The organism is Cylindrospermopsis curvispora GIHE-G1 (assembly GCF_014489415.1).
GTDB classification, from domain to species: Bacteria; Cyanobacteriota; Cyanobacteriia; order Cyanobacteriales; family Nostocaceae; genus Raphidiopsis; species Raphidiopsis curvispora_A.
The window spans coordinates 898,604-911,078 of record NZ_CP060822.1 but is presented as its reverse complement, the minus strand read 5'-3'; the positions used below and the strand labels follow the sequence as shown (position 1 = coordinate 911,078).

The 12,475-nt window shown below is 39.6% G+C and carries 11 protein-coding genes; 5 read left to right on the top strand and 6 right to left on the bottom strand.

Annotation, left to right across the window (positions count from 1 at the left end; genetic code table 11):
- The first annotated feature begins 6 nt into the window (after positions 1-6).
- Entirely contained in the window at positions 7-1,302 is a 1,296-nt protein-coding gene (locus IAR63_RS04355) for an FAD-binding oxidoreductase (protein WP_187706723.1), read from the top strand.
- A gap of 118 nt (positions 1,303-1,420) precedes the next feature.
- The gene (locus tag IAR63_RS04350; protein ID WP_187706722.1) at positions 1,421-2,779 is read left to right on the top strand and encodes a (Fe-S)-binding protein; all 1,359 of its coding nucleotides are present in this window, start codon (positions 1,421-1,423) and stop codon (positions 2,777-2,779) included.
- A 1-nt stretch (position 2,780) separates the two neighbouring features.
- Here the strand turns inward: IAR63_RS04350 and IAR63_RS04345 are convergent, their stop codons facing one another.
- The 3 genes from IAR63_RS04345 to IAR63_RS04335 are packed head-to-tail and all read right to left on the bottom strand — an operon-like array spanning position 2,781 to position 5,144.
- Positions 2,781-3,785 (bottom strand): hypothetical protein, encoded by a 1,005-nt coding sequence (locus IAR63_RS04345; protein ID WP_141303587.1) that lies wholly within the window; start codon positions 3,783-3,785, stop codon positions 2,781-2,783.
- A 53-nt stretch (positions 3,786-3,838) separates the two neighbouring features.
- The gene (locus IAR63_RS04340) at positions 3,839-4,618 is read right to left on the bottom strand and encodes a hypothetical protein (RefSeq protein WP_141303745.1); all 780 of its coding nucleotides are present in this window, start codon (positions 4,616-4,618) and stop codon (positions 3,839-3,841) included.
- Between the two features lie 37 nt (positions 4,619-4,655).
- Positions 4,656-5,144, bottom strand: a complete 489-nt coding sequence (locus tag IAR63_RS04335; protein WP_141303586.1) for a hypothetical protein — start codon at positions 5,142-5,144, stop codon at positions 4,656-4,658.
- 202 nt (positions 5,145-5,346) lie between these two features.
- Between IAR63_RS04335 and IAR63_RS04330 the strand changes: the two genes are divergently transcribed.
- The 3 genes from IAR63_RS04330 (at position 5,347) to ftsH3 (ending at position 8,904) form a co-directional block, all read left to right on the top strand.
- Positions 5,347-6,132 (top strand): hypothetical protein, encoded by a 786-nt coding sequence (locus IAR63_RS04330; RefSeq protein ID WP_187706721.1) that lies wholly within the window; start codon positions 5,347-5,349, stop codon positions 6,130-6,132.
- A 29-nt stretch (positions 6,133-6,161) separates the two neighbouring features.
- Complete coding sequence (locus IAR63_RS04325; RefSeq protein ID WP_187707353.1) at positions 6,162-6,953, top strand: aminotransferase class IV; 792 nt, start codon at positions 6,162-6,164, stop codon at positions 6,951-6,953.
- Positions 6,954-7,062: 109 nt separating this feature from the next.
- Positions 7,063-8,904, top strand: coding sequence for an ATP-dependent zinc metalloprotease FtsH3 (gene ftsH3 / locus IAR63_RS04320; RefSeq protein ID WP_187706720.1), 1,842 nt, complete (start codon positions 7,063-7,065; stop codon positions 8,902-8,904).
- 21 nt (positions 8,905-8,925) lie between these two features.
- On the opposite strand, the gene IAR63_RS04315 is transcribed toward ftsH3, so the two are convergent.
- From IAR63_RS04315 to IAR63_RS04305, 3 genes are read right to left on the bottom strand one after another with little or no spacing between them, the layout of a single operon-like run.
- The gene (locus IAR63_RS04315) at positions 8,926-10,395 is read right to left on the bottom strand and encodes a chemotaxis protein CheW (protein WP_187706719.1); all 1,470 of its coding nucleotides are present in this window, start codon (positions 10,393-10,395) and stop codon (positions 8,926-8,928) included.
- 40 nt (positions 10,396-10,435) lie between these two features.
- A complete protein-coding gene (locus IAR63_RS04310) occupies positions 10,436-11,899 on the bottom strand; it encodes a methyl-accepting chemotaxis protein (RefSeq protein WP_187706718.1) in 1,464 nt (487 codons plus the stop codon).
- Positions 11,896-12,456 (bottom strand): chemotaxis protein CheW, encoded by a 561-nt coding sequence (locus tag IAR63_RS04305; RefSeq protein WP_187706717.1) that lies wholly within the window; start codon positions 12,454-12,456, stop codon positions 11,896-11,898. The genes IAR63_RS04310 and IAR63_RS04305 overlap by 4 nt, the downstream gene beginning before the upstream one ends.
- Positions 12,457-12,475: the final 19 nt, after the last annotated feature.

Here is a 12,475-nt window from a genome sequence, read left to right as displayed (position 1 = left end):
ACAACTATGAGTACGACTTCTCAGTTTCTAACCCTAGCGCGGATAATCAACTTAGAAAATAAGGTAATTCCTTGGGAAGAACTAGGCCAGACCGTACAAGACCGGGTGCGATTGGCAATAGATCAAACCCACCCCAGTTGTATGGTTTATCCCCAAACCCAAGAAGAACTAAGTATGATTATAGCCACAGCAAATAGTAATAGATGGCGAGTTCTGACCTGTGGGGGAATGACGAAAATTAACTGGGGTGGTTTAACCAGTACTGATATCATTGTCCGCACAGAACATATAAATAAACTCATAGAACATGCGGTTGGTGATTTGACCATTACAGTAGAAGCGGGGATGAAATTCGGGGAAATACAGGAAATTTTAGGCAAACATGGGCAAACCTTGGGATTAGATCCTGCTTTTCCTGAACATGCGACTATTGGGGGTATAGTAGCGACTGGGGACACTGGTTCTCTACGTCAACGTTATGGGGGAGTGCGTGACCAAATTTTAGGCATAACTTTTGTCCGTGCTGATGGAAAAATTGCCAAAGCTGGGGGAAGAGTGGTGAAAAACGTTGCTGGTTATGACCTGATGAAATTGTTTACTGGTGCTTATGGTACTCTAGGGATTATCAGTCAAGTTACTCTTAGGGTTTATCCCTTACCAGAAACTTCGGGAACAGTAATACTAACTGGTCAACCGGAACCTATTTCCCGGGTTGCCAAAATTCTTCAAAGTTCTCAATTAACACCAACCCAAGCTGATTTAATATCCCATGGATTAGTTTCCCAATTAGGTTTAGGAGACGGTATTGGTTTAATGGTTAGGTTTCAAAGTATTGAGAGCAGCGTCCAGCAGCAGTTACAAAGATGTTCAAGTATGGGGGAAGAACTAGGTTTAACATCAACAGTTTACTCAGTTGATGAGACCAAGCAAGAAGCTAGTCTATGGCAACAATTACTAGAATTAATTTATAACTGTGGGCACAATTGGGAAATTACTGCCAAAATAGGAGTATTGCCAACTGCTGCTGTGAGCATCATTAGTCAAATCCAGTATGGATTAATTCATCTCAACAGCGGGTTAGGTTTAGTTCGGTTGGAAGACGAAAATCCGGTTCTCACCTTGCGCAGTTTGTGTCAAGAGAATTTAGGGTTTTTAAGTATTTTATCCGCACCTGTGATAATCAAAAAAAATATAGATGTTTGGGGTTATAATGCCAATAGTATAGAAATTATGCGACGGATTAAACAAAAATTTGATCCCAATTCCATATTAAATCCCGGTCGCTTTGTGGCTGGAATTTAATATGGAATTGTTGGTAATAATTACATGATGGAGAGCAAGGAGTTAGCTGTATTAGTCATTGCTAATCATTATTAGTCAGAAATATCCAAGAATCAAAAATTAAAAGAGGAACAAAATCATGCAAATTGCTAGTGGTTCCAGCAATAATATGAAAAATTTACAGGGATTTGATTCCAACCATCCCCCTGACCCACAATTAATTGACAGTTGTGTGCATTGTGGATTTTGTCTTTCCACGTGTCCTAGTTATCGGGTAATAGGTAAAGAAATGGACTCACCCAGAGGTCGTATTTATTTAATGGATGCTATTAACGAAGGGGAAATTGCCCTAAATACTGCTACAGTTCAACACTTTGACTCTTGCTTAGGTTGTCTTGCCTGTGTTTCTACCTGTCCTTCTGGGGTGCAGTATGATAAGTTGATTTCCGCGACTCGTCACCAGGTAGAAAGAAATTATCAGCGCAGTTTTGCTGATAAATTAATCCGACAATTAATCTTCTCCCTTTTCCCCAATCCAGATATTTTAAGAATATTGCTTTTTCCCCTATTTCTCTATCAAAAGTTAGGAATTTCCCAATTGTTACGCGCTACCAGACTAATCGAGAAAATCTCTCCTAGGTTAGCTGCGATGGAATCAATTTTACCGAAAATTACCATCCAGTCTTTTGGTAATAATTTACCAGATATCATTCCCGCTCAGGGTGCAAAACGGTATCGAGTAGGAATGATTTTAGGATGTGTACAACGTCTGTTTTTCTCCCCTGTTAATGAAGCAACAGTGCGGGTTTTAACTGCTAATGGTTGTGAAGTGGTAATTCCCAAATCCCAGGGTTGTTGTGCTGCACTCCCTGAACACCAAGGACAAACAGAACAAGCAAAAGCGTTAGCAAGACAAATGATTGATAGTTTTGCAGATAGTAATGTGGATTTTATCATTATTAATGCTGCTGGTTGTGGTCATACCTTAAAGGAATATGGTCATATTTTAGCTGATGACCTAGAATACGCAGCAAAAGCTCAAATATTTGCAGCAAAGGTAAAAGATGCGCAGGAATTTTTAGCCTCTGTTGGGTTAACTGCTGAACTTTCACCCTTGAGCGACAAACCTTTAACTTTAGTTTATCAAGATGCTTGTCATTTATTGCACGGTCAAAAAATTAGTCTTCAACCTCGTCAACTTTTAAAACAAATTCCAGGGGTAACTTTAAAAGAACCTTTAGATGCTGCTTTGTGCTGTGGAAGCGCAGGAGTTTATAATCTCCTACAACCAGAAATTGCTCAGGAGCTGGGTGAGCAAAAAGCACAGAATTTATTAAATACAGGTGCTGATGTTATTGCTTCTCCTAACCCAGGATGTAGTTTACAAATCAGTAAATATTTACGGGACAGGAAAGTATCTGTAATACACCCTATGGAATTATTGGACTATTCTATTCGTCATCAAAAATTAGAACAGGAAAGAGTAATCTCAACATAGATTATTTCATAAAGAATTTGAATAAATATTTACCCACTTTGGGAAGGAAGTATTTAAGTAAATTGGGGAGTAGGAGCATAAATAGGGAATTTGCGATCAATAAAACCGAATCACGGGAAAAAACATTGATACTAATTACCAAGTTGGTCCCCACCCAAACCAACCAGCTAATAACAGGTTCTATAAATTTATCCACAGATTTATTTCTTATCCTTACCAGTAATTTTTTTAATTGACTGATAATTAGTAAACTCAATGTTCCCAAAACTAAAAATATTATTATCCAACCCAAGGTTGAGATTAATATTGATAACCACAATGACATTCCGGAGGAGATTTTCCAGGTTATGACAGCTGCGGGAAATATAGCAGATACAAACCAATACACTGAATTCAAATTACTTCTTAGACATTTGGTGACTTGTTCTGTTAGCCAATAATGGGAATTGACAATACCAGAAGCATCCCCATTGTTTATTAAGTCCTGGGATATTTTTTGGATGATATCACCGTCAAATAGTATGGTGCTTTGCATCATAATATTTAAATTATCAAAATGCTGATTTTCAGTTGATTGATAATAGGAATTAAAGGTAAACCCAGATTGAAATTTAATGGTTTTATTGCGGTTCTGACTGGTGAGTGTTTTCCAAGTTTTTACCAGGAAGAAATATATTAAAACAGATAACTGGGGATGTTGATAAATATCCGCACTCTTATCATAATTCTCATCCCTATCAACAAGGGAATCAAAAATGGAATAGTACCATAAATTCAATAACAGTCCCTTGGGTATATCTAAAGATATACCCTGCAATTTTAACTGTGCAATTTTTTCTAAAATAGTTCTATTTAAATAAAAACTATATGCTCCTTCCTCAGCTTTTACCTCTAAGCAACAATTATCCTGTCCATTATTTTGAGGAAATTGCCAGGGAAATAAGAAACTATAATTCAAACTATAATTCAGGTCTGGTTTTTGGTAATTTTCTTGGAATATATTCACGCATCACCCACCCAAACTACTAGTATATCTAAGTTCACGAATATTCATGTTGCTCAAGAAGCAATACCTTTGATAAAATTAATCAGGAAGTCTATTACCTCACGCCATTGTTTTTCTCCAGATACCACTCCATCATTATGAACCTTCATAATTAGATCTTTGTCAGATTCCTTCAAACCAAATAAATCGCGGTGATAACGAGTAATAATATCTCCGTCTAATTGTATGATGGTTTGAGCATAGATGGTATCCACATTTTCACTTGTGACATCACCGCCATCCAGTGCTGCTTTCATTTCTGAAACCTTCCGCAAGGTCAAAACAAATTTATCATCAGTTACTAGTTCGGCGATTTTCTGATAATTTTCCACCTGACTTTCCTGGTCAAAAGGTGAGGGTAAAACTATTTGGGACACTTTTGTGCCATCGGAATTTAAGCGATTTTCATCTATATATTGCAGACGACTACGATATTCCTGCACCACCTGAGCTTTGGGTGATGGAGATTCTAATTCCTTGGTTAAAAGCGTATAAATATATTCCCTTTCCAATTGCAAGAATATATTAATATAACGTTCTTCTAACTCGGACGCAATGTTCTTACTGGCAAAATAATTCGGTTGACTTATGGCATAAATATTATAGTATGATTGCCAGGGGTTGAATTTGGAACCGCTAATATTACTTACAACTATTGTATTTACCTCTAAGCTTGTAATGTCCCTAACTATTACGCCTACGGTATCAACAAATTTGCCCAGTAGGTCTTTAGCTCTCCCTGCTGTACCTTGATTTGGCTTAGATTCTAGGGAACTTGTGTCTTTTGCTAACATGGGGGTTGCTCTCCGCATTAAGTACCGTGTATAAATGCTAGGGAAGTTTTGCTAATTGGGAACTTTGGCTATTTTGACTTTGTTTAACCATTGACATCAAAATCTCACCCAGTTTTTGCACGCTTTCTATGTTTTTTTGGATTATTTCCCGACCTTCCTGAACTTGGCTCAAATGAAATTCCCTCAGCTCTACATAGGGACCACTACCAATGAAGCTAGTACCTATTTCATTTCTAATGTCACCATCAACCAGGTTAATACGAGTTACCATTTTGTTCTCTGGTTTGGCACGGGAAGCGTTGTTGTTATATGATGACTCATCAATAACAGAAGTTTCAATTTGTAATTCAATCACATCTGCAAGAACTGTCTTAACAATATCCATGACACTACTCAAGTTCACAGTATTGCTCTTAAAATCTAAATTGTTAAGCTGGCTTTGGAACTTATTTACTTTTGCTGACTCGACCTTTTCAATTTGCACTGTTTGAATTTCTAGGTTGGCGGAGAAGTTGGTTTCAGACATACTTAGTTTTAGGTACTATGTGAACAAGTGTGGATAGGACTGTATGGGTTTCCATTGACACCTAGGTCATTATTAACTACTTGAGATTTTTTTTCCATTGTTTTTAGAAAAACTTAACAACAATAAATTTTACTAAGTAAAATGAACGTAGGATGGGTTTCGTTACTCAACCCATCCTACAAATAATTGTGCCTCCCTACTTATGCTATCAGCTCGCGAATTGATTATTGCTCCCTTGGTTGTTAGTTTGTCTATTCTCGCTGTGACTTCCAATCAGTACCTACGACTACGGGAATTGGTAACTGCTCCGGAAAATAGGTCGGAAGAGTCTGTAAAAAAAGATGATCAGAAAAATGCTTTACGTCTTAAATTTCTTGATAACATGCCCAGTTTTGGCTATGGTAACCTACTTGCCAAATGGGTATATGTTGACTTTTTACAATACTTTGGGGATGACCAGCAAAGACAGAGGACTGGCTATGGTCTTAGTCCGGAGTTTTTAAAAATTGTTCTCAAACATGACCCAAGATTCCTTGATGCCTATTTAAGTCTTTCTGTTAGTACCTCTTTATATGCTGGTATGCCTAAAACTGCTGTTAATCTAATGGAGACTAATTTACAATTCCTCTCTCCCAAATTACCGCCAAAGTCCTATTATGTGTGGAGTTATAAGGGTATTGATGAATTGTTATTTTTGGGTGATCATCAAGCAGCTCGTCAGTCTTTTATAAAAGCTGCTAATTGGGCGCGGGAATATGATGATCCAGAGGCGCAAAAAGTGGTTTTCTTCTCTGAAAAAACTGCTAATTTTCTTTTGAGGAATCCTGACAGTAAGTTTGCTCGTATTGCCACCTGGACCATGGTTTTACAAAATAATGTAGATGGCAAAACCCGACAAATTGCCACTGGCGAAATTGAAAATTTAGGTGGTAAGGTAGTTGTGAATAATTTGGGTTTACCCACTGTTATTTTTCCTGAAAGAGACTGACTTGTTTGGTTATAGAATAGGAACAGATGATGTATTGGTATTGTGGTCAACTGATAAAATCAACAACACTCACATTAGATGTTGATGACCCAGGGTTAATTTACGGAGCTACAGTTTTTACAACTATCAGGGTATATCAAAGCTGTCTCAATCATCGCCTAACTAATTGGTATGCCCACTGTTTTCGTCTAAAATCCACCCTAGACATATTTGACTGGAAAGAACCTAACTGGTCAGATATACATCAAGGTGCGGAAATACTCTCACAAAATTTCCCCGTCATCAGAATCACTGTTTTCCCCGATGGTCGAGAATGGATTACAGGTAGATTCCTCCCAGAAAACCTAGCTGAAAGACAAAATCATGGTATAATGGTCACCCTTGGTAATGTCAGGTGGAACCGTTCCCTACCCCAGCATAAAACCGGTAACTATCTGGCTCCTTGGTTGGCAAAAACTAATGCCCAAAGTCTCAAGGCCCAAGAAGTAATTTTAGTAGACAACCAGGGAAAGTGGCTAGAAACCGCCACTGGCAACCTTTGGGGTTGGAAAGACCACTGCTGGTGGACACCACCCCTCACAGAGGGAATCCTCCCAGGAATCGAGCGATCGCTCATTATTGATCACTTACAGAAAAATCAAATTCCCGTCAAGCAAGAACCATGGACAGGAAACCTGGTCAAAGACCTAGAGGCGATCGCCTATAGCAACAGCGTGGTAGAGATAGTTCCCATATATATGGTGCAGGATTGTCAAGAGAGGTTAGAATATAATCCTAGACATTCATGCTTTTGGGAGATCAAAAGATTATTTCTATCATGACAGGAGTGAAGTTTTGGTATATCTTAAAATAAGTTAACATAATTCTCATAAAATCTCTCTTATTTTAGAGAACTTAGACTAACGCCCAAAACTAGGAGGATATACCTCAGTGAACAAGAGATGGAGAAATGCGGGGCTGTACGCGCTGTTATTTATAGTAGTAATAGCCTTAGGGACAGCGTTTTTTGACAATCAACCGCCACAGGTAGAAACGTGGAGGTATAGTGAATTTATCCAACAGGTGGAACAGGGGCGGGTAGAAAGAGTTAGCCTCAGTTCAGATCGGACCACAGCGGTGGTGACACCAAAATATGATCCGAACAAAAAGCGGGTCATCCTGGTCAACGACCCAGATTTAATCAACACCCTAAGCAATAAAGGTGTAGATATTGCCGTACTACCTCAAACAGACGACGGATTTTGGTTTAGGGCACTGAGTAGCCTATTTTTCCCTGTATTGCTGTTAGTGGGTTTATTTTTCTTACTACGTCGGGCCCAGAGTGGTCCTGGTAGTCAAGCCATGAACTTTGGGAAATCCAAAGCCAGAGTGCAAATGGAACCCCAAACCCAAGTCACCTTTGGGGATGTGGCGGGTATTGACCAAGCCAAACTGGAATTAAATGAAGTTGTAGACTTTTTAAAAAATGCTGATCGCTTTACTGCTGTTGGCGCGAAAATTCCTAAAGGTGTATTATTAGTAGGACCACCAGGAACAGGTAAAACCCTATTAGCACGAGCAGTAGCAGGGGAAGCAGGTGTACCCTTCTTCAGTATTTCCGGATCGGAATTTGTGGAAATGTTCGTGGGTGTAGGTGCATCTAGAGTGCGAGACCTGTTTGAACAGGCAAAATCCAACGCTCCTTGCATAGTCTTCATTGATGAAATTGATGCGGTAGGTCGTCAAAGAGGTGCTGGTTTAGGGGGAGGTAACGATGAAAGGGAACAAACCCTCAACCAATTACTAACGGAAATGGATGGTTTTGAAGGTAATACAGGAATTATCATTATTGCTGCCACTAACCGTCCAGACGTTCTTGATTCAGCTCTATTGCGTCCTGGTCGCTTTGATCGTCAAGTGGTAGTAGACCGTCCTGACTATGGTGGAAGGAGTGAAATCCTCAGAGTTCATGCTAGAGGTAAAACCCTATCAAAAGATGTAGACCTAGATAGAATTGCCCGTCGCACTCCCGGATTCACCGGTGCGGACCTATCCAACCTGTTGAACGAAGCAGCAATTTTAGCAGCACGTCGCAACCTGACCGAAATTTCCATGGATGAAATTAACGATGCTATTGATCGGGTATTAGCAGGTCCAGAAAAGAAAGACCGGGTAATGAGCGAAAAACGCAAAACCTTGGTAGCATATCACGAAGCTGGTCATGCCTTAGTTGGTGCATTAATGCCTGATTATGACCCCGTACAAAAAATTAGCATTATCCCCCGTGGTCGTGCAGGTGGTTTAACCTGGTTTACGCCCAGTGAAGACCGGATGGATACAGGCTTGTATAGCCGCGCATATCTAGAAAATCAAATGGCCGTTGCGTTGGGTGGTCGTTTAGCAGAAGAAATTATTTTTGGTGAAGAAGAAGTAACCACTGGTGCTTCCAACGACCTGCAACAGGTAGCTAGAGTAGCTAGACAAATGATTACTCGTTTTGGTATGAGCGATCGCTTGGGTCCTGTGGCTTTAGGTCGTCAGCAAGGTAATATGTTCCTAGGTAGAGACATCATGTCCGAACGGGATTTCTCGGAGGAGACTGCCGCTGCAATTGACGAAGAAGTTCGCAAACTTGTTGATACGGCATATTTTCGCGCCAAGGAAGTATTACTAAATAACCGTCAGATTTTAGACCAAATTGCTCAAATGCTGATTGATAAAGAAACGGTTGATGCTGACGAATTGCAGGATATTCTGTCTAATAATGATGTAAAAACGGCAGCGTTTGCCTAAACTAGCAAGTCACCGATCTTATTAGGTCGGTGACACTAGATTTAGTTGACTGATAATTTCCCAGGGGTCTGCTACAAAAACAATAGTACCATCTGAGCCAATGGACATTCCTGCAAGACCAGTGGGTTTGGGTAAAATTCCTGGGAATTGTTTAACAAAGATTTCCCTTTCACCCAACACCTGGTCAACCTGGAGAGCGACTATAATATCAGTACTACCGGGGTGAAGAATAACTACAGAAGTGTTTTGACGATTGTCCGTTGAAGGAGTGTCAACAATTTGACGATGAAATCCTAACACTTCAGAGAGACTGCGTAAAGGCAAAATCCGTTTTCCCCAGCGGATAAATGGTTTACCTTTAGCATCCCTGGCCAGATCCTTCACCAATATATCCATGGTTTCGATCACATATTCCTGATGAAAGGCAATTGTGTAGTTATGGAAAACACAACATATAGTTCCACAAGCAGTCAAACCACTTAAACTAATAGGTAACTTGATAGTCAAAGTTCTTTGGTGAGCGATAGAGGAATCAGTGCTAATAGTGCCATAAACTTGGTGAAGAGTTGGTAGCAAATTTTGGATTAGCCTATGGTAGTTAAGTCCCAGAGTATTATTAGCTACAGATATAAAAGTTATACATATCAGATTGTATTTACCCTCAACAGAAACCTGGATAGTGATTTTTCCTGCAGGTGATTTGCCAGAAGCAATGCGGACTGGAGCAGTTTTAGTTTCCTGGGACATAGCATGATGGAGTATATAAATCAGACAATCAGTCAGGTGGGGTAAAATTAGCTTATCCACAGGTGTTTCTTGTCCTTGTATAACCAAGTCCACCTTTTTGCCATACTTCACTCCATCAATAGTCACCTGATTACGTAATCGTTCACTAGCTCGAGCAAAAGGGATCCGTTGTATGCTGACACAACTATCTCGTAATTTTTCCGTGACTTGATCAAACTGCTCACTTAGAGTTTGAATCTCCTCTTGAACAAAATCAATATCTAATGCAGACTCCACCATGGTGGAAGTACATTCTATAATTTCTTGGTGCAGGGAATAGAAAGGATTAGATGGGTCATTTAACTCTTGTATTCTGATACCGATCTGGGAAAGGTGTTGAATTTGAGAGAGCAGATGGTCTAAAGATTGGCACAGGTGCTGGTGATTATGCGCTAGGACATGGTGACTGGTCAGCAAGTCCCCCACCAAATTTGCCATTTGATTTAAATGACCAAAAGAAATATTGACACCCTCCTTACCCCCAAAAGAAACGGGATCTGGTATTTTAGTAACTTGAGGTTTTCCCCCTATGGAAGTAAGGCCAACTTGCTTTCCTTTTTCCCTGATTATTTGTGATGAGACTTGTTTAGATCCTGCTAACAAGCTATCTTCCAATTCCTTAATCAAATCTTCCAAATTCTCATCTACAGGTTTTTTTTCAGGTTTGCTTCCTGTATCTTCCCAAAAACTATTAGCATCATGCATACTTTTTGTTTTTACCTAACCTAAGTTTAAATAATGGTATTTAGGGGGAGTTAAGAGTTGCTTTCTCAATTGAGGAGTCTATATCAGCTATTATAGGGGTAATATCATCCAGAGATTGCCTAGCTTGTTGTGCAAGTTTGGTGCTATTAATAACTCGTTGTTTACTCCCTTCCATAGTGAGTATAATACGGTTAGCCTCCTTATCAATGTTTCCAAACATCTCTTGAATCTGCTTAACAGATTTAGCTGTCTTATCTGCTAGTTGGGATATTTCATTGGCCATAATTGCCAGTCCTCTTCCTCCTATGCCAGATTTTGTCGCTTCAATGCTGACATTTAATGTTAACAAGTTAGTACGAGAGGCTAATTGGGATGTTAATGTAGCCAAGGAATTAACTTCTTGACAAGTTTGGGCCAAGTATTTTAGTTGAGGTTCGGTTTTTGTTAAGGTTTCTCCAATTACCAAAATTTCTGCCACCATGTTTTCCAAAACTTCGCTAACTTGACTATTAATGTCATTAACGCGATGAACCGAGGTTTGAGCTGCTTTACCTATTTTTCTGACTTCCTCTAGGGATTGGGTCATACTTACTACAGAGTTGAGAGTGACTGCTAATTCTTTGGCCTGACCGGAGTTCTGTTCCTGAAAAGCACGTCGAACAGATTGATGTGCCAGACCACCCACGGAAGCAGCAGTGATTCCACTTATGATTCCAGCACCTAGAGGTACTCCCCAATTGGCATTTCTCATCCATTCAGTTTGGGTGGGTGATATCCATGAGCTGGTTCCAAAGCCAATCACAGCAGCTGTTAGGGCTGAGGTAAAACCTACTACTAGTGCGGTAGACCACTGCTGTTTCTTTAAGATAGCATTTAAGGAAGAATTTTGCCGAATGGGAACATTCTCTGGTGATGGGTCTTGGGTACTTACGGATTTATATTCTAGTAACTTTTGGTTATGGTTACCAGCTGATTCATCATGGGTATGTATGTTTTCATCTATTTCTACCGGTTCCCAAGATGAAATACTTCTTAAATCATCAAATTCATCAAAATTAACCAGGAATTCAATTTTGTCCATATCGTTATAACTATACTTTTTATCTGATTCCAACGGGTGTGGTTGATGATTTTCTTCTATGTCCGAAAACAGTTGTTCAACACTACTGGGATCTGCAACGAAAGTACTATCAGAACCACTCTTTAAAGCAGAGCTGTCAGTGACTAGCTCCTGTTCAATCACTTGTAATTTTTGACGAGCTGAACCCAGTATTTCTTGATTATTTGTTAAACCCAATACCCGATCATATTCCGCTTTGGCAACCTTAAATTTTCCTAGAGCATAGTATATATTACCCCGCAACAGGTGGGAATTAGGGTCTTCTCCTAGAATGCTGACTACTTGGTCTATTAGAGTAGCAGCACGTTGATAATCACCTTCTATGTAAGCTGTTAACGCCTCCTGATATTTGGAATTTGGCTCATCTGTATTTATATTTATCATTTTCCCTCCTGATTAAATTTGACCATACTTGCCCATTTATCGCTTTGCAGAATTACTCTTTGATTAATCAGCTTCACGGACTTGTTATTTTCACTATCTAGCCATTCCCCCTGCACAAAAGGAAGTATGTCATCTGGCACATCGGTTGGAGCTACTACAGATTCCATATCTAACCAAAACGTAGCACATATTTGGTCTACTGCTAAACCAATTATGGTGTCTTCATACTCAGTCGTAATAACTGATACTTGTGATCTACGTTCTAGATTTAAAGGTATCATTTCTCCCATAAACTTTCCTAAGTCTACTACCCAAATTAACCGACTTCGCCAATTGACTACTCCTAAAACCAATGGGGAGGTGTTAGGAATGGGTATGATTTGATTGGGAGTAACTTCTATTACCTCCTTGATGCTAATTAAGGGTAGGGCAAATTCCTCGGGTGAGGACAAATAAAACCTCAGATACAACTCGTCTTTTAAAGACGGGGATTGATTGAGACCTTTAGCATCAACCTTTTCTGGTAATTTGGCGTGTCGGTTTTGGCGAGTGATCATATTTTCGGGAGTTTTCCAA